The 23,492-nt window shown below is 67.6% G+C and carries 14 protein-coding genes; 1 reads left to right on the plus strand and 13 read right to left on the minus strand.

Going from position 1 to position 23,492, the window contains the following annotated elements; genetic code table 11:
- Window positions 1–245 precede the first annotated feature (245 nt).
- The 5 genes from eccCa to ACWEKR_RS20570 form a co-directional block, all read right to left on the minus strand.
- Window positions 246–4,253 carry a type VII secretion protein EccCa gene (gene eccCa / locus ACWEKR_RS20550; protein WP_452355827.1) on the minus strand — a complete coding sequence of 1,336 codons (4,008 nt, stop codon included), beginning with the start codon at window positions 4,251–4,253 and terminating at the stop codon, window positions 246–248.
- Complete coding sequence (gene eccB, locus ACWEKR_RS20555) at window positions 4,253–5,803, minus strand: type VII secretion protein EccB (RefSeq protein ID WP_452355828.1); 1,551 nt, start codon at window positions 5,801–5,803, stop codon at window positions 4,253–4,255. Before eccB ends, eccCa begins: the two co-directional genes overlap by 1 nt.
- A gap of 105 nt (window positions 5,804–5,908) precedes the next feature.
- Complete coding sequence (gene eccA / locus ACWEKR_RS20560; RefSeq protein WP_195087220.1) at window positions 5,909–7,669, minus strand: type VII secretion AAA-ATPase EccA; 1,761 nt, start codon at window positions 7,667–7,669, stop codon at window positions 5,909–5,911.
- Between the two features lie 522 nt (window positions 7,670–8,191).
- Window positions 8,192–9,847, minus strand: coding sequence for a WXG100-like domain-containing protein (locus tag ACWEKR_RS20565; protein WP_452355829.1), 1,656 nt, complete (start codon window positions 9,845–9,847; stop codon window positions 8,192–8,194).
- 27 nt (window positions 9,848–9,874) lie between these two features.
- Window positions 9,875–10,822 (minus strand): C40 family peptidase, encoded by a 948-nt coding sequence (locus ACWEKR_RS20570; RefSeq protein ID WP_452355830.1) that lies wholly within the window; start codon window positions 10,820–10,822, stop codon window positions 9,875–9,877.
- A 178-nt stretch (window positions 10,823–11,000) separates the two neighbouring features.
- On the opposite strand from ACWEKR_RS20570, the gene ACWEKR_RS20575 reads away from it, so the two are divergent.
- Window positions 11,001–12,128: a hypothetical protein gene (locus ACWEKR_RS20575; protein WP_452355831.1), complete on the plus strand. Its 1,128-nt coding sequence runs from the start codon at window positions 11,001–11,003 to the stop codon at window positions 12,126–12,128.
- Between the two features lie 542 nt (window positions 12,129–12,670).
- Here ACWEKR_RS20575 and ACWEKR_RS20580 read toward each other — a convergent pair.
- The 8 genes from ACWEKR_RS20580 to ACWEKR_RS20615 form a co-directional block, all read right to left on the minus strand.
- Entirely contained in the window at window positions 12,671–14,605 is a 1,935-nt protein-coding gene (locus ACWEKR_RS20580; RefSeq protein WP_452355832.1) for a type VII secretion target, read from the minus strand.
- Window positions 14,606–14,746: 141 nt separating this feature from the next.
- Window positions 14,747–17,308 (minus strand): hypothetical protein, encoded by a 2,562-nt coding sequence (locus ACWEKR_RS20585; RefSeq protein WP_452355833.1) that lies wholly within the window; start codon window positions 17,306–17,308, stop codon window positions 14,747–14,749.
- 7 nt (window positions 17,309–17,315) lie between these two features.
- Window positions 17,316–17,636 carry a hypothetical protein gene (locus tag ACWEKR_RS20590; RefSeq protein WP_452355834.1) on the minus strand — a complete coding sequence of 107 codons (321 nt, stop codon included), beginning with the start codon at window positions 17,634–17,636 and terminating at the stop codon, window positions 17,316–17,318.
- A 35-nt stretch (window positions 17,637–17,671) separates the two neighbouring features.
- Entirely contained in the window at window positions 17,672–18,046 is a 375-nt protein-coding gene (locus ACWEKR_RS20595) for a hypothetical protein (protein WP_452355835.1), read from the minus strand.
- Window positions 18,043–18,768: a hypothetical protein gene (locus ACWEKR_RS20600; RefSeq protein WP_452355836.1), complete on the minus strand. Its 726-nt coding sequence runs from the start codon at window positions 18,766–18,768 to the stop codon at window positions 18,043–18,045. The genes ACWEKR_RS20595 and ACWEKR_RS20600 overlap by 4 nt, the downstream gene beginning before the upstream one ends.
- Window positions 18,765–19,103, minus strand: a complete 339-nt coding sequence (locus ACWEKR_RS20605) for a YbaB/EbfC family nucleoid-associated protein (protein WP_195087235.1) — start codon at window positions 19,101–19,103, stop codon at window positions 18,765–18,767. Before ACWEKR_RS20605 ends, ACWEKR_RS20600 begins: the two co-directional genes overlap by 4 nt.
- A gap of 22 nt (window positions 19,104–19,125) precedes the next feature.
- Entirely contained in the window at window positions 19,126–20,592 is a 1,467-nt protein-coding gene (locus ACWEKR_RS20610) for a PPE domain-containing protein (RefSeq protein ID WP_452355837.1), read from the minus strand.
- Between the two features lie 45 nt (window positions 20,593–20,637).
- On the minus strand, window positions 20,638–22,269 hold the full coding sequence (locus ACWEKR_RS20615) for a hypothetical protein (protein ID WP_452355838.1): 1,632 nt from the start codon (window positions 22,267–22,269) through the stop codon (window positions 20,638–20,640).
- Between the last annotated feature and the right edge of the window lie 1,223 nt (window positions 22,270–23,492).

Below are 23,492 nucleotides of genomic sequence, written 5' to 3' on the forward strand. Positions count from 1 at the left end.
GCGGAATCCCGCGCGGCTCCACTGCCGGCCGCCGTTTCGACGACATCCCCGAACCGACAGCCCTGCCGGAGATGGACCCGAGTGCCCACCGGGGAGCGGTCTCGGCCTCCTGCACATCCGGCAGCATCTTGCCAACATCCGGGAGCGCCATGGCGAGACTCCAATCGAGCGTGACTACCAGCTCGGATCGAGCGGCTGCTAAGAAAACCGTAATTTATTCCCAACCTTGGGACGACCCGCCGGAATCACATCTGCTGGGGTACCCAGGCCGCCTGGACGAGGTCTCTACGGGAACTCATGGGCTCCACATAGATTCCACGTCCAGGCGGTTGCTTGGTGGCTCGCACGTCGCCGATCAGTATGCCGTCGAGCTTCGAGCCATCCATGACCAGACCGGAGGAATTGAGGTTCTTCATCTGGCCGATCACGTTGTCGTACAACGCGGTATCCGCTTGCGCGATGTTGCGCGCCGCGATGACGTGCAAGCCGGTGTCTCGACCGTCGACAATGATCTCCTTCAGCGGCTCCAGCGGATTGAACGCGCCGCGCTGCGCGATCATGTGGTAGTCGTCGATCACGACGAAGACCTCAGGTCCGCTCCACCAGGATCTTTCCGCGAGCTGCCGCGTGGTCACATTCTCCGGTGGGCGCCGCGAGCGCATCTTCTCCACCAGCGCAGGCAGCGCATCACGCAGGTCACGCTCGTTGGTGACGTGCCCGATGAGCATTTCCGGCGGCACCGTTTCCAAATGCCTGCGCCGGTAGTCGATCAGCAGCACACGTGCCTGCGAGGGGTCATACTGACGCTGAATGGACGCCAGCAGAGCAGCCAATGTGGTCGACTTCCCCGATCCGGTCGAGCCGAGCACGATAAAGTGCGTCGACACACTGAAATCGATCGTCGCCGGCCGCAAATCGGATTCCCGGAGACCGAAGGGCACTACGAGTCGTTGCGCGAGTGTCTGCGGCACCGGCCATCCCGCGCGCACCTCATCGATGCTTACCTGCGGTGGTAGCAGTTTCACCTGCGGCGCGCGCCTGTCGGGGTACCGCTGGATGATCTCGGCGCCGGCGGCGGCGAGGCCCTCCGCGGCCGTCTCGGCATCGCCCACCCCGTCGATACGCGGTAACGCCGTCAGCATGTGCAGGCCGTCGGTCGAGATGCAGCGCCCGGGCCGGTTGGCGGGGATCGCCGCGACCACAGCGCGGTGGACATTGAAGGTCGTGTCGGCCAGGTCGCCCAGACGCATCTCGAGGCGAGTCTGCATCAGGTCCTTGATCGCGGGGCGAATAGCGATCCAGCGTGAACTGCTCACCACCAAGTGAATGCCGTAGTTCAAACCCTGCAGGGCGAGGGATTCCATCAGCGGGGTGTACTCGTCGTAGTACGGGCCGTTCGTACCGAACCCGACGTCCCATCCGTCGATGACCAAGAAGACATCACCGTAGGGATCACGGTCGAGCCAGGGCGCCCCACCCGGCCCGTCACGCACCGTGCGGAACTTCCGGATGGTGTCGATCCCGAACTCGGCGAACAGCGACTGCCTGCTCTCGAGCAGGTTCGTCACCAACGCGATCGTCCGCCGGATGCGGTCACCGTCCCTGGCCGCAGCGACCGATCCCACGTGCGGCAGATTCGCCAACGACGACAACCCGCCGCCGGAGAAGTCCAGGCAGTAGAACTGCACCTGTTCGGGAGTATGGGTCAGCGCCGCGGACAGGATGAACGACTGCAGCGCCGTCGATTTGCCGGACTGCGTGCCGCCGACGATGGCCATGTGCCCGCCACCGCCGGACATGTCGACCGACCAGACGTCCTGGCGTTGTTGACGCGGCTTGTCCACCAACGCCAACGGCATCTGCAACGCTCCCTGCGGCACAGCGCGGATCATCCGCTCCAAGGTGGGCGGCGTGACCAGCGGCGGCAGCCACATCTTGTGCGCGGGATTTCCGTGCCGGGCCAGTTGCTGCAACACCGCTTCCATCACGGTGATCGACTCGCCGTCGGCAGCCTCGGGCGCCTCTTGGACGGCCACCGGCTCAACTACCGCGGGCCGGGTGTCGGCGATGTGCCCAGCGATGAAGCGTTGCGGTGGACGGTACCCGCCGCCGGGCCGTCGCGCGCGCTGCGCGGAGGCCGCGGACACCTGCGCGGGCGGCGAGTACTTCTCGCCCACGTACGCGGCCTGGAACCGCTGGAGATCGCCAGAGCCCACCCGCAGGTAACCCGAACCTGGCTTCTTCGGCAAGTGGTAGGCGTCCGCCGTGCCGATCGCGTCGCGCGAGTCGCTGGTCTGGTTGGTGCGCAGCGCGATCCGGTAGGACAGGTGCGCTTCCAGCTCGCCCATCCGGTTGGCGGGCACTTTCTGCGACGCGAGCAGCAGGTGGATGCGCAGCGATCGGCCCAATCGGCCGATGGCCACGAACAGTTTGGAGAAGTTCGGATACTGCTCGAGCAGTTCGGCGAACTCATCGAGGATGATCAGCAGCGTGGGCAGCGGGCGCAGGTCCGCCCCCTGCTCCCTGGCCCGCTCGTAGTCGGCGACGCTGGCGAAATTGCCCGCGTCACGGAGGATCCGCTGCCGCCGCGCCATCTCACCGTTGATGACGTCTTCCATACGGGTGACGAGGTCGGCTTCTTCCTCCATGTTCGTCACCACGGCCGTCACGTGCGACAGCCGGTCGAATCCGAGGAAGGTCGCGCCACCTTTGAAGTCGACGAGCAGGAGGTTCAGGACATCCGGGGAGTGTGTCGCCACCGCCGAGAGCACCAGGGTGCGAAGAAACTCCGACTTACCCGACCCGGTCGCGCCGATGCACATGCCGTGCGGACCCATGCCTTCTTCGGCCGATTCCTTGATGTCGAGATAGACCACACCGCCGGCGGGGTCGTGACCGAACGGAATGTTCAGACGTGCCCGGTCCTCGTCGCGACGCGGAATCCACGCTTGTTCCACGCGGATGGCGCCGGGGTCGGCGATGCCGACCATTTCCTCCCAAGACGTGCCACCGCTGGCCTGTTCGGCGGCCACCGCCTCGACCACGGTGGACAATCGGTACGGCGAAAGACTGCGCGCCATCGACGTCATCGCCGCCACGGACAGCGAATCGGCCACTCCGACCCGCCGCAACCCGCGCGCAGACACCTCGTTCAGCGACCGGTCCTCGGTTACGGTGAAGCGCAGTGCGCGCGGCAGATTCTGCTCCGCGGACCCCAGCCGCAGCCACGTGCAGCCATCGATGCCGGAGATGTCGCGATCGCTCGCCGGCCCGGTGACGTCGACGATCAGCAGGTAGTGCGTGCGGTCCAGGGTGGGCTGTGAATTGGCCGAGAACGGCCCTCGATTCAGCCCGGCGAGCACCTTGGTACGCAGCTCGGCGACGGTGCGGTAGACCATCCGGCTGGAGCCGATGGCGTCGGTCTCACTCGGATGCTGGGAATGCGGCAGCCATTTCAGCCAGGACCATTCCGGTGCGTCCGGATCCGACAGCACCGCCGCGACCGCCACCTGGTCCGGGCCGTGCAGCACCGCGACCTCGGCGATCATCGCGCGAATCAAACCGGTCACCAGATCGGGATCGCCGTCGATGCCGACCTGCGGCGCCGAGAGCAGATTGATCGCGACGGGCATGCCGCCGACCGTGGAGTACGCCTTGGCGAAACGGGTCAGTTCCACGACGCCGACCGGGTCCAGATCGGAGGTCGGCGCGGCTTCGGGCACGATGACGCGCACCTGGTTGGCGATGCGCCCGCGGCCGACCCGCACCCGGAGGAATTGCGGACTCGCGACCTGCACCTCCCACATCCGCTTGCCACCGATCAGCCGGGCGATCTCCTCGGGACCGGGATGGGTGTAGCGCAGGAAGGCATACAGTTCGGCCTCCGCCGCGTGCACCGTCTTGCGGTTGTCGGTGAGGCTGCGCAGGTAGTCCTTGCGTTCCTCGTTCAGGCTCGCCGCGCCGCCGCTGGAGTTGCCCGCGAACGCACCGCCCATCATGCCGAACATCGACACCAACATCATGGCGGGGAACATCAACATCATCGGGTTCATGGCTCCGCCGCCGCGGAACATCATGACCATCATGCCGCACATGGCCGCCACCATGACCACGGGCATGATCATGCGCAGTCGCGACGGCGGAACCGGCTTGGGCAGCTCGGTCGGCGGTTGTAGTCGCAGCTCGGTCACCGCGGGGGCCTTCGGACCGCGCACCATCCGGGCCGGCCGCACGAATCGGCGAGTCGTGGTCACTACGAACCACCGAGCCCGGCGACGGTCTTGTTGTTCGGAATTCCGTCGTGTTGGATGCGTGCTTCCTTCTGGGACAGGGCGGGTCCGACCGCGAACAGAGAAATGATGCTCCACGGCGCCGGCACCGGCGCTCGTAGCCCGAGCGCGGCCAAGGTGGGATCGGAGCCACCTCCGTTGTTAGCGGTGATGACGCCGTAGCGGACGCCGCTGTCGGAGACCCAGTAGAGCGATTCCCGCAGCGGCGACCCCGGTTCCGCGCCGGTGACCTGCACGAAACGGCCGGTATCCCTGGGCAGGTAGGCCGCGTCCGCGGTGGTGCCACGCGAGGCGGCCGAGGTCACCAGGTCCACCGAGCGGCCCTGCTCGTCTTTCGTGAGGGGCAACTGCCTGCCTACCAGCAGTTCCGTAGTCGCGTTCGGGTCGTTTCCGGTGCGCGACCAGTGCAAGCACGTCACGCCGGACCGTTCGGGGTCGACCAGACGAATCGGTCGGACCGGATAGGAGGCGGTGCCCGGCCATTGTCCGGGACGCAGATTCGCCGCGATCACATCGGGCCCGACCGCGCGGGTGGACACCGAGCCTTGGGAGTCCGCGTTCCGGACCATCGCCGCCAACACTGTGCTGATCCGCACCAGCCCCGATTGCGACACAAGGTAATACGAAGCTCCCTGGTCCGGCGTCGACACGGTCAGTACCGACCCGACCGGCGTGGTGAATCCATTGTTCAGCGTGATCGACTCGCCCTTACCCGGCACGTCGGGCACCCGCAACGGAGGCGCTTCCGGAATCGCGTTGACCAAGCCCTTGGACGCCGCCATCACCGGCGCGGTCGAATCGATGCCGAGCGCCATGGCGACCGCGGTGTTCGCGAGGTCGATGGCGGCGCGAACCACGCCCTTCTCGGCATCGCCGTACACCAACCACGTCGTGGTGTCGTCGCGCAGCAGACGAGCCTCGCCATCCCCCAGCGGGCGGTTGGCCTCGCCATCCACGGTCAGCGGGCCGCCGATCGCTGTGGTCCGCACCGCGGAGCGACTCAAGGTCGGCAGGCCGGTGGCGGGATTGACCGGCGCAGCCGCACCGGTTCGCGCCGTGTCGCACACCGTCCACGACGAATCCCTCTCGTCGGTGTCCACGATGCTGCCGGGCGCGCCGGGAATACCGACCCACGGCCCGCGCGGGTATTTCGACAACTCCTCGCGGGAGACCTGCACCGGCTTGTCCGGAGAACCGACGATCAACCGCGCCGAGGTGAGGTTCAGCGCTGGAAACAACCGGTTGTTCAGGCGCACGAACAATGCCCCGCTGTCCTTCTCCGCCACGATGTTCGAGTCGCCGACCTTTTTGGCGGGCTTGAAAAAGGCCAGCACCGCGGCGCCCGCGATGATCACACAGGCGATCGCGATGCCGATGGACAACGCCGTCGAGCGACCGCGTTGCGGATCATCGATCATCGACGCGTCCCGACGGACCAGCGCGTGCTCGATCCGGCGAAGCAGAAAACGCCAGCCGGAGATCTGGTGTTTGGTCACAACCCGGAAGCGCGCCACCGGTTCTCGTTCCTTCCGCCGCCCTGCCACCACACCGTAACCAGCGGTTACAGCATCAGTACGACCCACATTCCCAGTAGCGGGAATACTGGCTCAGCGGACGCCTCACGCCCGTGCGCTCGGCGCCAAACCCTCCAGCGCCGCGCTGACGTCGAACGCGTCGATCGTCATGAGCTCCTCATCGGTCATCGCGGCGATATCGGCGTTGTCTCTGGTGAAGCGGTAGTCACGCTCGGCTTCGGCGGCCTCGACGACGTTGCGCACGAAACGGCCGTTGCCCGCCAGGTCGATCAGCCGCCTGCCGTTCTTGGTCTGTCCCGCCAGCTCTTCACACCGCAGCCGCAGCACCTCGCGCGCCTGCTCGGACAGGATCGAATCCTTCTTCCGCGCGATATGGTCGGCGATCTGCACCAACTCGTCGGCGCCGTAGCTGGCGAACCGGATGCGCTTGGTGAAACGCGAGGCGAGGCCGTCGTTGGAAGCCAGGAACCGATCGATCTGATCCTCGTACCCGGCGATGATCACCACGAGCTTGTCGCGATCGTTCTCCATCCGGGCCAGCAGCGTATCGACCGCTTCCTTGCCGAACGCGTCGCCGCCGGAGAGACCCTCCTGAATCAAGGTGTAGGCCTCGTCGATGAACAGCACGCCGCCCAGCGCCGAGTCGATCAGCGCGTTGGTCTTGGGCGCCGTGTGCCCCAGGTGGGTGCCGACCATGTCGTTGCGGGACACTTCGATGACGTCGGCGTTCTCCACGACACCGAGGCCGGCGAAGATCTTGGCGATCACGCGGGCGATGGTCGTCTTGCCGGTGCCGGGCGGGCCGGAGAAGATGAGGTGCTGCGACTTGGAATCCACTGCGAGCCCGCGCTTGGCGCGCACCTGGTCCATCAGCACGCCCGACTTGAGCCGGTCGACCTGCTCCTTGACCGAATCCATGCCGATCTGCGCCTGCAGCAGATCGGAGGCCTCCGTGAGAAGGCTCTCGCGCTCCGCGCGGGCCGCGCTGGCAGCCGCCTCGCGCGGATCATCACCGGTCGTCGGGTCCCACCTGTTCGTGCGGGACGCGATGAGTTCCGCGGTGGCGACCTCGAATCGGTACGACTTGTCCCGCACCGCGCGCTGCCATTCCTCGCGCTCGGGCCACAACGCCGAACCCTGCAGCCCCTTGAGAACCTTCTCGGCGGCGTCGTGATCGCCGTTGTGCCGCATCAGCATGCCGAGCAGGAAGTGCGCGTCGGCCCAGATGTAGGACAGGTTGCCCGAGGAACTGTCCTCCACGATCCGCTGTGCGCGCGGCATGGCCTCGCCGAAGCGGCCCAGGTGTGCCAGGGACTGAGCGGTCATCAACTCGGCGGCGATGTCCAGCAGGCCATCCTCCAGAACCGGACGCGCGTTGCGCAGGGCGAGCACCTCCGGCCATTGCTTGGTCCGGAAGTACAACGACATGCGCACGAAGTCGGAGACGTCGTCGCGTGGCACCTCGTCGAGAATCGCGGCGGCCTCCTGCCATTCACCGCCTTCGGCGTACGAGCACGCCTGAGCGATCGCGATCTGATCGCGATCGGCCATTGCCACCCGCAGGCCGTACATGCCGATCTCGACCTGACACCAGAGGGCGCGCTCGACCAGACCCGCCCGCTGCTGGTCGCGGTAGAGGTTGTGCACCGAGCGATAGGCGCCGTAGATCACCTCCGAGGTGACCTCCCCTGCCATGGCGCGCCCGAGCCAGGCATCGCACATGTCCGGATCGAGGTCGGTGGCCGCCCGAAACGCCGCCGCCGCGTGCTGCTCGTTGCGCACACCCCCGGCGACCAACCCAAGATTCTGAACACCCGTGTAGAACGCGTCCTCGGCCGCTGACACTCGGACTTCCCTTCCGCCGAACTAGCCTGCTCGAACGATAGATTCCGGCGATCACGCTTCGGACTCACCACTTCCCAATGATGGGAAGCTCGATGACCTCGGCGACCCTCGCCCGCGGCATGCCATTTTGAACGTGCCGTCAGTTAACGGTATGTTCACTTCGGGGTCGGCAATCATCCCCCTGCAGACGACCCCTTCAGCGGCGGCTGGCCAGCCGCGACCCGGTCTCCCAGCCGCCGCGCAGCAGATCACCAAACGCTTCGCAAAATTCTTGCCGTTATTTAGGTGCACGCTATTGAACGTTCCGACAGAAGAGGGTACTGTCTGAACACAGATCGCCGGTCCCTCATCCCGGCGATCTGAACCCAAAAGCAACGGCCGGTGGCACCGGCAGGCCACCGGCCGTTGTGGGGGACAGGACGCTCGGCCTGAAGCGTCTAGGTCTACCACTGCCGCCTCGTGGACTCAGCAACCCATTCCCGCGCTCGGGAATGGGTTTTCCTATGTCGTGGTTCTTTTCGGTCAGGCGCGCGGCGGGGGCGGGTTCCCCGAGTCGGACGCCGAAGCCGTAACTCGTGAAGGAGCGGGGTTCGCGTCGGCGAGATCTTTCGCACCGTTGGCTTCGGAACCCTTTTCCGGTACCGGACTCAGAGGCGGCCGAGTGGACGGTGCGTATACCCCAGCGGGCACCTGTACCCCAGCGGGAACCTGCCGAGTCCGACGGCTCTTCGCCCACGGGGTGGCCGCAGGCCGACGCACCTTCGGCGGGACCTTCGCCGGAGGTCCGGGTTTCGGATTGGAATTCGACGCGCCCACCGGTTGCGGGGCACGTCCCCATGGCGTGGCCGCGCCGCCACCCTGCTGGGCGAGTGGCGCAACGCCCGGAGATTCGGCCATGACGGGACTGTCGGATGCGAGCTCGTCGATCACGGGCACATCCCCGGCCGGGGCCACACCGGACTGCAAGCCGGGGCGGCTGAACTGGGAATACGCCGGGTCCGCCGGCACTACGTCGCGAGCCGCCGCTGCGGCATCCGCGCCGGGGTGTACCACCCTCGCGCGTGGGCTCTCGAGTCCTGTCGGCGCGTCCGTCGCATTCGACGCCGCGCTGTGCGGCGCGGAGACCTGCGACATCTTCGCGGTGTCCGAGACCGGACCACGAGCTTCCGCCTCCGCGTGAGAGGCCGATCGGTCACCGGCACGGACCGGTGCAGCCCCGTCGTTTTCGAATCCGTTTCGACCGGCCGGTCGTTCACCGGTCGCGGCGGCGTTCGCGGGTTCACGCATCGTGGCGGGGACGGGCGCATCGCCGGCTCCGTGTCCTGGCAGGCCGCTCGGCCCGGCTGTGCCGAAGCGCGTCTCGGGCTGTTCGCCGTGCCGGAGAAGCAATTGTTCCGGCGTAGGCACGGGTCCACCTGGAGGGCCGCCGTCCGTCGCGGCGGGAGGCACCATGGCGTCGAACGGCATCGATGTCGTGAAGTCGAGTGTCGCGACGTTATCCGCGAATGTCGCCGCATGCCGCATGATGTCGTCGGCGTGATCATCGAGCACTTTCGCGAAATGCTGCACCGCGTCGGGGTCGATGCGCAGCGGCGTGGGTTTGCCCGAGGACGGGATGTCGAGCGCGTCCCGGGTCGCGTCATAGACGATTCCCGACACCATGTCGTCGATGGCCTGCTCGAGCGGTTCGATCGCCTTGCCGATGACTTCGGCGACGATGTAGGCGATCAGGTACTGCGCCATCTCCTCGCACAGTCGGCGCGCCGCGGCGACGACCAGCGGCGCGGACGGCGCCAGCGGCGGCGTGACCAGGATCGAGGCGTACGTCACGGCCAGGGCGGCGAGTTCGGCCAATACGGCGACCTTCACCGCGGTGATCACTGTCGCCGCCACGTCGAGTGCCTGCCCGACGAAGTCGCACGCGCTGTCGAGTTGCCGCATGTGGGTTGAACTCATGCTCGCCCACGTGGCGACGAGCTGCTGGTAGGACTCCCCCGAGTAGAAGTCACCCATCTGGCCGATCACGCCGGTGGCCGAGTCGTGCGTGTCACGCACCTGTGCGGCGAAGGTGCGCACATGCGCGGCAAGAGCGCGCACATCGTCCTCGTTGATATCGGGGTAGGGGATGCCGCAGATATTGAGGAAGAGCGCGACCTCGCTGGGGATGTCTATAACCACGCTCGGCTCTCCTCCCCCGTCACCGGTTCACAGCACGCGGACGACGACGGCCTCGCTCGGCATACGCGACCACTTCACCGTCGAACCCGTGTAGGGCGCTTCGATGACCATGCCGTTGCCGGCCGCCAGCTGCACGTGCTCGGGCCCGCGCGCACTGAACGATCCGGCGGGGAACACCAGGTCACCGGGACGCACGTCCTCGGGGTGCACCCGAACCCCGCTGTAGATCTGATCGTACGTGGTGCGGGGTAGCACCACTTCCCCGTGGCTGGCTTGGGCGATCGCGTACTGAGTGAGACCTGAGCAATCGAATCCGCCGCCGCTGGGTCCACCGGCGCCGCCCCCGCCCCACACATAGGGGGTGCCGAGCCAATTACTGGCGGCCAGCACCGCGTCGCTCCCCCTGGTGCCGTCCGAGCGCACCGCGCTGTTGCGGCGCAGCCGGGAAGAGGACCTGGACCTCGAGCGTGTCCGTCGCCGCCGCCGCGGCGCGGGGCCGTGCCGGGCCTGCCGGACCGGCGGCGCCGCGGGTGGCATGATCTGCGCGGCCTGCTGTCGTGCGGCGGCGACATCGGCGTCGACCTGCTTGGCGGCATTCGAGATCGTGGTCTGCGCCGCGTCCAGTAGCGCGGGACCGCTGAAGCGGGTGTCACCCACCGCGGCGATCGCCTGCGCCCGGGTCTGGAAATCCGCGATGTGGTTGGTCAGGCGGCCGCGTCCGTTGACGGTTCCGTCACCGGACTCGCCGACCGCTTTGCTCACGATGCTGTCCTTGCCCGCATGCGATTCCGCGACCGACAACTGCATGCCCTGTGCCTCGCCGTACCGCAGCGCCACCGCCCCGGACGTAGTACGCAGGTCGGCGGCGAGCGCTTGTGTCCCGGTTGCCGCCTGGCCTGCGGGCTGACCGTCTCCGTACAGCGCAAGCAGCGATCGGAGCACCCCGTCCAGGTCGTTCGTCAGTGCCGGTGCCATTCGACCGACTCGCCATCGCTCATCACCGACCGCCTCTCACACTCTTCCAGTTATTGTGTCGCCCGAACCGATTCGGCCGTATTCCCATTCGTGGGTGGGTGATCGAACTATGAACCACTTCCCAGAACCGGGAAGCGGAGACAATGGTTGGGACTCCTGAGAGGCGGGTGGCGACGGCATGGTAACAACGGCGACGAATACCGAAGCCAAAAAGGCGGCGGTGTCGGCCTCTGCCCCCTTGGCGAGCTACGCCTCCGAGGCCAAGCACTTCTGGCTGGTCGATCTGCACTGCCCGCCTGGCGCGTCGGAAGGGCTGCGTGCCTTCATCGCATTGGCAGACACGGCGATTCAGACCGCCGTGGACCTGTTGGGCCGCGGCATGACGACCCCGCCGCCGAAAGTCGACGACCTGCTCAAGCCGGCGATCTACGAGACCCTCGGCAAGGGCGAGGCGGACGACGAATACCGCAAGACCGTCGACAAGGTCGAGGCCAGGCAGCTCAAGTTGCTGCAGATGGACGACCAGGTGGTCAAAACCTCCGTCACAGTGGCCGCCGAACAGGTACAGGCCCTACGGTCCATCAAAACGATAGTGACCGACTTGAATACGAAGCTCAAGGCCGCGGGTAGCGCCAAACTCAAGCCCGCACAGGAGCTTCCCCTGCTCAAGGCGGTGGCCGCGGCCGTGGAGGCGGTCTACGACAAAGTCACCGCGATCGCCGACCTCAACGATGACATGGCGAACGGCAAAGGAAAGGGTAACTCGAACGGCGGCGGCCAGAACGGCGGCGGGGGCGCGTCCGGCGGCGGTACCGGTGGTGGTGGTGACGGCGGATTGTCGTCGCTGTTGCCGATGCTCGCGATGCTGCCGATGGCGGCGATGCCGCTTATCTCGCAGATACCCGAGATGATGCAGAGGGCCGAAGAGAACAAGGCCGAGCAAGCGGAGAAAGCCAAAGAGGCCCAGAACAAGGGCGCCCCCGGACAGCCGGGCCAGAACCCGCCCCCCGGCAATCAGGCCGCCCCCGCGGGCGCACCGCCGCAAGGCGATCCGAATGCGCAACCGGCCGTCGCGCAACCGGCCACCGCGGAGCCCGGCGGCATCACCGCGGCCCCGGTGGGGAATACCGAACCTGCGGACAATCCGAATCCCGCTCCGGCGACGACCACGGCGCCTGGCGTGATCCCGGTCCGGCGGACCAGGGACCGTGCCGTGTCCGAGCAGCCGAGCGGGGAGCCCACGCAGACTGCGGCGGTCGATGCCGACGAAGAGCAAGCGGAGGCGGTTTCCGTCATCGAGGCTTAGCCCGGAGCTCTTCGGCCGGTGTCGGGAGGGACTGCCCTGGGTCGATGCGGCGCCGAAGACGGCGGGATGGGCACCCTCGGCCTTGCGCCGATCCCGCACGAACGGTTCAGGCCCGACGAATCGAGTCCGGCGGACGACGCGGCCGCGCACATCCGGCCTCGAGAATCGGGCTAGGCTCGGCGTCGATGCTGCGAGCAAGCCGCTGCGCTGGTCGTGGCGTTCTGCCGCGATCCGCCCGCTGCCACAGCGCGGCGCCAGGCCGGTCGGAGTGACCCGCGAAGACACACCACCTCAGGCTTGGATCGGTGGGCGCAACCGTCCGGGTAGGTGGGCCTTCGTTGCCGCCCAGGCGCTGTCACCCCGCCAACGAGATTCCGGGAAATTCCGGAATGCCTGCTCCGCAGTCACGTGACAACGCCGCCTGACGAACGATCCCCTTACTCGGAACCGCTCGCTCAGGTATGAGCATTCTTCGTGGCGCGGCAGAAAGAGTTGCTGCCGCGCCACGGATCACGCCGACTCCGTCTATCGAAGTGCGGTGTTCACGACCGCTCAGGAGGTGCCACCGGCGGCGGCGGAGTCGATGGCGCAGCCACGACCGCGGGCGGCGGCCCTCCGGCCACCTCCGGAGCGGTGACCGAGGGAATCGTCGCGGGGGGTGCGACGCGCTCCGGCTGCACGGCGGTGGAGACGGGAGCCGGTGTCGAGACGAACTGGGGGTGCAGCGTGATCTGTTCGTGGGCGTACACGGCATCGCGCAGTGTCTGTTTGCTCGGCTCGTCGGCCAATAGCAGCACCAGCTCGTTGCAGCGCCGCTCGAAGACCATGCCGCGCAGGGGGGATGCCCCCGCGTCCACTCGCAGCTGCCCGACCTCGACCCGGCCCACGTCGACCCGCTGCCCGAGCATGGAGGCCGCCAGCAGATCGTCGGCGTCGCGCAGTTCGTCCCACAATTCGCGCGGCACCGGCCGTCCGGCTTGCAGGTCGGCCAGGATTCGCTCCCGAACCCGGCGCGAGGTAGCGGCTTCGGCCGGAACCGATCCGGAGCGGCCGACCTGCGCGTGGGCATCCACGGCCAGTTCCACACAGCGCGCCCGCACCTGGGCGTCGGGTACCGACGAGACATGTTCCAGGCCCGCGATCGAACCGGTCAGGCCGAGGCGGTCGGCTGTATCCGGGGTGAACTCGCGCAGGTCGACGTCGTAGGACGGGCCGACGAGCCCCTCCATCGCCGCTTCGCCGAATCGGGATCGCAAGCCGGGATCGATCGGTCCGGAGGAGACCAGGGCCGACAGATTCGCGTTCGCCTTCGCGCCCCAGGCCAGGCCGAACTCCGCCAATATCCGGGCGGGGTCGGTGACGCCCTCCCACGGCGATCCGGCGCCGTCGTCGGCGGCGAGCAACTCGTCCCAGTTCCACGGAGTGGAAACCTCACGCGGAAGGAACAACCCGGCGGGCAGCCAGCCGCGGCCCTCGTTCGACGTGATGAAGACGCCCGTACCCCCGGGACCGCGCATCACCGCGACCGCCCAGGCCATGCCCACCGGGGAATCCACGGCGGCGAGAACGCTGCCGAGGAGCGTCTTCGCCAGCACCAGATCGTCGTTCACCTGGTTGCCCACCACGTACGCGGGATCGGCCTCCTTGTCTTTCGCCGAGGCGACCGCCGCCGCGAACGGGCTCGCGACCGGCACCGGCATGGGCGGCATGTCGGTCCGTCCCGTCGCACCACTGGGCGACTGCGTGGCGGCGCGATCGTCCGGAGCCCCGTTGAGCGGGCCGGGCCCCGAGGGGGGCAGGCCTGCGGGCGTCGGCGCGGTCACACCGGTGCTCGACGGCCCGCCCGGCGTCGTCGTTCCGGGCGCGTTCGGCGTGCCGTTGCCGTTGGCGCTTACCGGATCCGTCGGAGCGGCGGTCGCGCCGGGCACACCCGTACCCGTCGGCGATGCCCCGTTGGGTCCGCCAGGCGCTGCTGCGAGCGGAGCGTTCTCGGCGCTGCCGGGGCCCGCCGTAGCGGGACCTGTGGAAACGGGCCCGGCTGTACTCGGGTCGGCCGTCCCGGGATCATCGCCGGGTGTGGAGACGGACGGCGCCGTCGGGCGATCCGAACCGAACGGATCGGTCTGGGTTCCGGGCGGAGCGATCGGGGACGGCTGGTCGGTCACGCCGCCCACCTGCCGGATGTATTGGGCGAAATCCTCGTCGGATTGTTCGTAGGCGTCCGCGGACGCCCGCAGCGAGTCAGCGGTGCGATCGTGTTCGCTGGCCAGCGCCTCGCCCGCACGCTGCCGGGCGTCGTAGTAGCGCTCCAGCGCTTCGTAGACCGGATACGCGATCTTGCCGTAGGTGGGCAGGAAGTTCGCGAGCCACTCCGTCGGCGGTTTGGCCCATTCCCTCGTGTCGCGCGCGACGCGGTCGTGTTGGTCGGCCAGCTGACGCAAAACCATAGGGTCGATTTCCATGCTGCTGTTCGGCATGCTCGATCAGATCCTTTCCCACCACACGTCCCCTTATTGTCGATTCTTCCCAAACCTGGGGAGTGCGGGACTGTTGCCAGGTGCGCATGTTCTTCGAAACCTTTGTGTCGCAATGCCTTCGACCGCGGCATCCGCTTCCGCTCAGCGGCCCGGCCCTGCCGAGATGGTCGGTCGCCGAACCGGCGCAGCGGGAGCGGGAGCGGATGTGACAAAAGCCGGGTGACTCACGATCTGCGCATGTGCATACACCGCGTCGCGCAGACTCTGCCTGGTCGCCGCCTCGGCAAGCAGCAGCACGAGTTCGTCACAACGCCGCTCGAAGACCATGGCGCGCAACGCGCTCATCTCCGATGCGTGTCGGCCGTCGGCGTGTTCGGCGCGGAGCTCACCCAGGGCGACCCTGGACACATCGGCGCGATGCGACAACATCGTCGCGGTGAGCAGGTCGTCGGCATCCCGGAGCTCCTCCCACCACTCCTGCGGCACCTCGCGGCGCTGTCGCAGCGCGGCGAGAATGCGCTCGCGCGTCGCCGGCGCGTCCAGCGCGGCCGGGGAGCCCAGCCCGGCCTTGTGGACACGAACGTGCGCGTCCGAAGCCAGTTCCCGGCAGCGCAGTTCGATTTCCGACTCCAGCGTGGTCGCGGCCCGCCGCACCAGCGCCGGAGCCGCGACCATTTCCAGGCGATCTGCCAGACTCGGCCTCGGCGCGCTGAAGTCCATCGCCGACGACGCGGCCACTTCTCCTTCGATCGGCACATCACCCAACTGCCGTCGCAACGCTGCGTCGATTTCCTCCGAGGAGGCGACAGCGGTCAGCCTGGCGCCGGACTTGCGACCCCAGGCGATGCCGAACTCCGCCAGTACGCGAACAGGATCGGCGACGCCCTCCCACGCGCTCTCGGCCACCTCCCATACCCACGGCGTGGACAACTCACGCGGCAGGTACAACCCGGCCGGTATCCAGCCGCGGCCCTCGTTCGAGGTGACGAACGCGGTGATTCCGCTCGGATGACGCATCACCGAAACCGCCCAGCCGAGCCCAAGAACGGCGTCCCCACCCGCCGCCAGAATTCCCCCCAACAGCGTGCGGGCCAGCACCAGATCACCGTCCACCCGCTCACCCAGGACGAATGCCGGGGCGGCCGCCGATGTCATGGCCGCGCCGACCACACTGCGCATCGACTCGTCGTTGTCGTCCGTGCTGTTCTCACGCGGGTCCGCGGGCTGCTCGGTCGCACCCGGTGACTGCGCTTTGCCCACGCCCGCACCCGGGGGCGGCCCGACGCTCCCCACCGTGACCTTGGGTGCGGCGACCGGCCCCCGCGATTCACTGGGTGGAGGCGCAGTCTGCTTCGCCTGCACTTGCGGCGGAACCGATCCCGCCTGCGCCGCGGGTGCGGAAACAGCCGGTCCGGCGGGAGCGGCCGAGGCGACCTGCCCGGTCGGCGCGGCTGGTGTGAACGGTGCGGTGGACGCGGGCGCCGCGACCGGTGGAGGAAGGATGAAAGGCGGTGGAGCTGATGTGGCGGCGGTGATGTCGTCCACAGCCGTCGAAGAGCCGGCGAACTGCTGCTCGGGCGCGACCGGGTCGTGCGCATCCGCCGCCGAAACGGTGCTGGTGGAACGGTCGGTGGCCGCAGACTCCGCTCCCTCGGCCGTGACCTCGGGATCCCTCCCGTGCGAATCTCGCGCATCCGGACCGGCCGCAGCCGGATCATCACTGTCCATCGGGGCATCCCGGCCCGGCATTGTGTGCTCGGTGCCGGTGACCTGCCCGCGCGGCGGACCACCCGCGGCGGGCAGACCGGGTCCGCCCTCCTGGACTCCGCCGGGCGCGGTGTTCACCGGGACGGTCGTCGGTCCGCCGGGGATGTGCTGATCCGGCACGGTGCCGGTCGACGGCGGGCTGGAGCTGTCGCCGGCGACGATGGGGCCGGGCGGCTTTTCGAGCTCGCCACCGGGCAACACCGGGCCGACCGGATCGGCGGTGACCGGCCGGTCGTCGACATCCCGCGGGACCACCGCGTCCGGGAGATCGTCTTTCGGACGATCCGTCCCCGGCGGTCCGTCGTGTCGTGGACTGCCGGAATGGTCCGTCGCAGGCCGGTGCTGATGGCGGACGTCCCCACTGTGGTCGTCCGCATTGCGGTGGCCCGGCTGCCAAGGACCCGGCTGCCCCAGCGCGTCGGCGATCAAACCCAGGCTGGGCAGGCCTTGCGGGTTGATCGAACCGAGCGCGGCGCGGACGACGTCCTCCACGTCTTCCCTGGCCGCGGCGATCATTCCGGGGATCCGGCTGCGGATGGCCTGGGCATCGGATTCATCCTCTTCCGCCGCGGCCGCGCGTTTGGTCGCACTGATCCGCGAGGTGGTCTCGTCAACGATGTCCAGGATCTTGTTGCGGGTGCGATACACCAGGTCCGAGAAGTCCCGGAAGGTGTCCGCCGTGGCCTCCAGCGCGTCGGCGAACGCCTGCGGATTCATCCGCTGGCGCAGCATGTCGTCCTTGATCGGCTGTAGACCGGCGCTGGAGCGGGCACGTTCGTCGAAGTCGCGACGCTTGCTGTCGGCGTCGAGCAAGTCCAACGCTCCCGCGCCCTCTCGCGCGAGACGTTCCAGTGCACTCCAGTCCCCCGGCGATATCGCCGGCCAGTTGTCGCCGACGATGGCGTCCCAGTACGGACTGTCGCGCTCCGGTTCCATCAGGCAGTCAGACGGATTCGGCGCCGCGACGCACCGCGGCGGCACCGGCGCGATCGGCGTCGGCGTGAGCGTAGGACACTTGGGCGGTGACCTCTGTCGTCGCGTCCACGCGGCGGCCGTTGGCCCGTACGGCGCGCTCGAAGGTCGCCTTGATCCACCGCGTGTGCGTCACCAGCTGCCGGTCGATCTCCGATTCAGGTCGCCGTGGCGCGACGAAACCGCTACTGATCTGCCCGACCTGGCCACCGACCGTGGCTATCGCGGTGCGGAACTTGTGCGCGGCGGCGACCACCTCGTGCGGATCGTCGGTATCGAATTTGTCGGTCATCTCGCTGTCCTGTCTCGCCGTGCGGCGGTCGGCACTCAGGTGTCGCGTCGGAACTCGGCTTCCTCCATGGCGCGATACGACGCCTCGGTCGGAAGATCGAACGAGTCGATCGTGTAGGAACGCGTGCCCTTGTATTCCATCTCGGCCCGCAGCCCCACCCGCGATTTCGCGTGCGCCAGCCGCGCGAGCTTGACGATCTGGGACGCCAGCCACTCGTCGCCGTTGTCGCGGGCATCATCGGTGATGTGCAGGCCGATGATCTCGCCGTCGCGATCGCATCCGACGCCGACGGTGTGGTCTGGGTTGAAGACCTCGTAGGTCAAGGTCCGCCAGTCCGGTGGGGTGGCCTCCGGCTGGTCGTCATCGTCGAAGTCGTAGTCGTCCACCTGAATCGGGTGCATGTCGGTCATCGGCTGGTCTCCGAGAATCGTTCGCCGGGCTGAGGATTGAGGGTGTAATCGGCATCGTCGGCCACCGATTCCAGGCGCGCCGCCAGTACGGACCAGGCCGCGTCCTCGATGCGCATGACCTGGCGCAGCTGCCAGAACCGTGCGCCGAGATACAGCTCCCCGGTGCCGTCCGGGTCCACGTCGAGATGGTCGGGACCTTCCGTGGCCGGGTTCAACGTCACCGCCGTCACCGGAGGGCGGGTGTCGTCGACGTTGACCAGGGTCGCGCCGCCACCCGGGATGAAGCTCTGCCGCAGCCGGGTGCTGGTGCCGATCGCGACGTCGGCGCTGTTGGTGGTGATGGTGATCTCCGGATTCAACAGCAGTTGCAGAACCCAGGACCGGGCCGCCTGCTCCGGATGGTCGGCGTTGATCGCGATCGTCAGCGTCGTCGCCAAGTCGATCACGAGTACCGCATCCGTCGTCGTGACACCTGCGATCACCAGACGCCGGGCAGTGCCGACCGGGTACGGCAGGTCGTCGGCGGCCAGGGACACCACGTCCGCGCCGACCCCGCCTCCAGTGGCGGGGTGCGCCGAGACGGTTCCGGTGGCGACATCGATCGTGTAGGCGACGATCGTCGACGAGATGCCGTCCGCCACCCCCGCCAGCCGGACCAACCCCTCGTCGTGCAACCACCGGACCGTGTCCGCGACGGTGACGTCCGGGGCGGGCTCGGTCATCCGGACTGCCCCGACGCAGTGGCGACCGGCTCGATTCCATCGACCGGAGTCTCCATGACGCTTTGATACTGCCGCGCCGCGTCGGCGGTGCTCTCCCGGATAGCGGACATGATCTCGGCGACCAGTTCCGGGCTGGTGAGGCGCGCGGCGGTACCGGGGGCGAGGTAGAGATCGGTCAACCTGCCCATCGCGTCGACCTCCGGGATGACCGCGCCGCTCGGCGACGGCCTGCGGGCCCGGATGTTGTCGATCTTCTCCCGCATCTCCGCGATCCGGTGCCGCAGATCGCGGGCGGCGTCCAAAGCCGCCTGCACGTCCGGGTGGATGGCACTCACGACTCCACCTCGCTGTGCTCACTCATGCGTTACCTCCGGGTTGGGAAGGGGTCTGGTTGCTCGGAGTGGGCGTCGGCGGGGTGACCGTCGGGGCTATGGTCGGCCGTTCGCCGATCACCGCTTCGGTGTGCGGAGTGTCGTCCACGTACATCAAGCGGTCGGGATGCCACGCCACCACCCGGTTGCGGTCGTTGTTGCCGCCCGAGTTGCCCATGCCCGGGGCCATCGGCATGTACGGCATCATCGGCGAACCGCCGCGGGCGGCGGCCGCATTGGCGGCCGACGCCGTGCCGAGAGGCTCGATCACCGAGGCGCGCGGCATGCCGGATCCGAGGGTGGCCGCCGCGGCGACCGGCAAGGCGCTTGCCGCGACGGTTGCCGCTTCGATATCCGGTATACCGGCGCCGGGGCTGCCGGCCGGCATCCCGCTCGGGCTGCCCGCACCGAGCCCGCTGGGAATGCCTAGGTCGTCGTAACCGTACTGGTCGAGGCCGTAGTCGTCGTAGACGTCCGCTGGATCCGATTGCCCGAGCTGGCTCAGCGGCATTCCGGCCGAGGCCATGGCGCTCATCAGGGCAGGCAGCATTTGCGTCAATGCGCTGGAATCACCATTGCCGCTGCCCTTTCCTGCGCCTTCACTGGCGCCTTCACTCGCTCCGACCTTCGCGCCCACCTCGGTGGAGTAACCGGTGATGGTCTCCGCCGATCGGGCGTTCTGTTCGTTGAACTTCGCAAGGGCGGCCTGGATACCGAGTTCGTTCTTGGAGCGCATCGCCGCGATGAGCTCCTTTCGCGCGGCGATGATCTCCTGCGGCGTCGGATGTTTGGCTTTCGCGGTCCGGAACGCGTCACTGTAGGTATCGATTCCGTCGGCCAGCATGCCCAGACCGATGCCGAGCTGGTCCAACCACCCGCGGCGCTGACCGAGCTCCGCGGCGGCCGCGGAACCGACCGGTTCCCAGTTCTGCATCGACTTCGCCGCCGAGTTCACGCCCTCGATCGCCGCGAGATGCGGACCGCCGGCGAACTTGCGCAGCGCGTCCGCGAATCCCTTCGCCGCACCGGGCCCTGGGCCCGAGTGCAACTGCTGAGCGAAAGTCAACGGGTCGACGGCTCCGCCGGCGGCAGGGAAACGCAGACCCGGCGGGCGCCGGGGGCCGATCTCCTGCACGTCGCCGACCGGATTGGCGAGAAGCTCACCGCCGCTGCCGTTGATGGTCCGAGCGCCGTCGTCGTCGGCCGACGTGTAATCGGCGGCTGCCGCCCCGATGTTGTACGCGGTGCGCTGGATATCGGTGAGAACCCCGGCCATCCCGTTGAACAGTGACGCGGCCTGCGCGTTGAGTTGCGGCACCGCGGCGGCGGAGATCGGGTCAGCCCCCGCGGGCACGACCCATCCGCCGGGCATCGCCGCACCGGTATCGCGCGCCATCGCGGCGAGTTTCGACGCCGCAGCGACGAGTTCGTGCGGATCCACCTTCAGCGCCATCGCGACCTCCTCTCCTCATCTGCCGCTGTCCCCATGCTCGCGCGATCAGCCCGTCGCGACAACCGGCATCGCCGCAGCCGCGGGCTGATCGGCCGAACCCGGCGTCGACGGGGGTACGGACCCGTCGGTCGGCGCGGTCACCTCGATGCCCTTCGGGTGCACGAACCCGGTGAAGCTACCGAATTCTCCCGCCTTGTCGGACATCTCCGGTGGGTTGCAGGGTTTCAGCTCGCCGTCGATGACGGCCTCCAGTGTGCCCGCGCCGTCGTCGGAGGGGAACACCACGAGGATCGCGGTGCGCTTCTCCCACACGGCGACGTCTCCGGTCATCAACTGGAAAGGATCGACGGAAGTACCGATCTGCTTCTTGTCCGACCACTTCGCCGACGTCTTCTCGTACGCCTTCTGCGCGTCGGTGCCGCTGCGATTGCCGAATGCCGCGTCCAGGGCTTGAGCGACCATGGCGGAAACCTTTTGCGTGCGTCCGTCGGGGAAGGTGTACGTCACGCTGCCGTCCGCGTCCGGGGTCCGGCCCGGCGCCACGGTGGGCTGGGTGGAAGACGTTGTGCCTGCCGGCGTCGCGGGGTGATGCGTCGCCGGAGCCGTCGTGGACGGCTGCGCGACGGCGGGCTGAGCCGTGACCGGCGGCGCGACCGGCGGCGGGGCCACCGCATCGAGCCGGTCGTCGAAGCGGCTCGGATCCAGTTCCGCACGGCGATCGTTCAAGTCCCGATCGGCCATGTTCCGCATCATCGCCTGCTGCATCATCATCGGCAGCATGGAACTCATCATGTCCATGCCGGAGCCCATCGGCGACATGGCGGAAGCGGGCGGCACGGCGGGGGTGGGGGGTGTCGTCACGCCCGGCGTGCTGCCGATCGGGTCGATGCCGCCGGGTGTCTGGGGGTTCAAACCATTGTCCACGCCAGGGGTGTCCAAACCAGGATCGTTCAAACCGGGGGGCGTCAGGCCGGAGTTGTCCGGGTCGTCGAGACCATCGAGGCCATCCAAACCTGGAGGCAGGGTGTTGTCGGTGGACCGGGGGTCCCCCAGGCCGGTCGGCCATTTCCCCGTATCGATGGACGGCGGATCCAAATCCGGGTGCTTCTGCGCCTGTTCCAGTTTCTTTATGTGATCTTGCAGTTCCTTGATCATCTTGGTCTGATCGTCGATGTCCTTGGCCACGCCGCTCTGCCCCTGCTTGACGGTCTCGATCTCGCTCGCAAGAGAATTGTTGGCTTCGGTGACCCAAGTCAGAATATAACTGTCGATCTGTATCCCTTGAGGCGGAGCGGTAGGCGCCATCGCGACGATTTGCTCGTCGATTATCTTGTTGGTCGCTTCCTGTCCCGCCTCCGACCATTTTCCGGACTCTCGCACCGACTTCACCAACTCAGTGACGTTGCCGTTCAGCTCAGTGTACGATCGCCGGAGTTGCACCGCAACTTCCGCATAGTTGGTGAAGCTGCCCACATTCGCAGGGGCGACCTGCGGCACGCTCGGGACTTTAGGAGGGTCGCTCTTGGAGTCCTTTCCGAGACTTTTCCAAATCTTGTCGAAGTTTTTATACAAATCTTTGAAGCAAGACTCGGTGAAGACCGAGTGAACCCATTCCGAAGGGTAATTGCCCTGCCGAACCTTGTCTCGATCGGGCATCAGCATCTGGTGCATGTCCATAGCGCTGCCCCTCAGCTGGTGCTGAATACTGTCGAGCTATCAAGGATTTTGGTCGGAAGCATCTCGGAGTACGGCTGGCCGTTCGACGACTTCGGCGGCGCTCCATTTACCAGGCTCATAGCTCCGCTACCCACTCCCGCGCCGGTCAACCAACCCCTTGCCGCCCTGAACGACGGGAACCCCCTGTTCGTAGCGACATTCGGCCGCAGTGCGCCGGCGAGTGCACGACCGCCTCCAGTCGTCATCGTCCGACCGAACAATTGCGGCGCGGTGGCGAAAAGACCCCTCGCCGCGCCACCCCCCGCTCCTCCCAGGAAAACGCCGAACAAACCGGTTTTCGCACCTTCGGTGACCGACTCTTCAAAAGTGCCGTCTTCCACTGTGCCCGTCCAAACAGCCTCCGCCATCCCAGAGAACAGGGCGGCGCCAGCCACCGTCCCGGCCGGACCCAGTAAGGACCCGACCGCGCCACCGACCAAGCCGGCCGCGGTGGTCACCGTGAAGTTGCCGAGCCCACTCCAGAAGCCCATGGGATCACCTACCTGACATCGACGGGGAGCAGATACTGCGACGACCGGCGTACCCGGTCGAGGCCACAGGGTGTACGTGGATCACCACGGCCAGGTCCACCTCTCGGATCAAACACCTCAAGTCGCGCAGCACAGCGATCGACCATGAGTGAGACCTACTTTCGACGTCTTCATTGTCGAGGCTTCCCAATGGCGGGAAGCGCGGCGCTGGCAGAACCGGGAGGCCGGTTCCGAATCCAACTACACTGACAAGCGCGAATTGTCCAGGCTGCCAGATCAGTTCACAGCAACTTGTGAGACGGGTTGGATGAACGTCAGCGACCCACTGCTCGAACCTACCGTTCGGGCATCCTCCACCTGCCGATGGCACCGACAACCGGGGGACGATCATGACCTCTGCTGAAATCTGGCCCACCGGGGTCGAGGTAGCAGCGCAAGAGCCGGAAACGGCGGAAGATGAGCAGACCGGCCCGGCGACGCCGTGGTCGAATCGGCCGGATCAGCAGCGGTCGCGACCGGGCACGGCTATACCGGGACAGCCGAGTGTTTCCCCTCCGCCGGGTCAAGCCGGCGCTCCGGCACCGGGTCAATCCAATGGCGCCGGGGTTCCGGGTTCGGCTGGTTCGCCGGGCACTGCCGGTCCGTCGGGTGTTCCGTCTCAGTCGGTGCCGGGTCAGTCTGGTGTGCCGGGTC

This window comes from Nocardia sp. NPDC004573, from assembly GCF_053602135.1.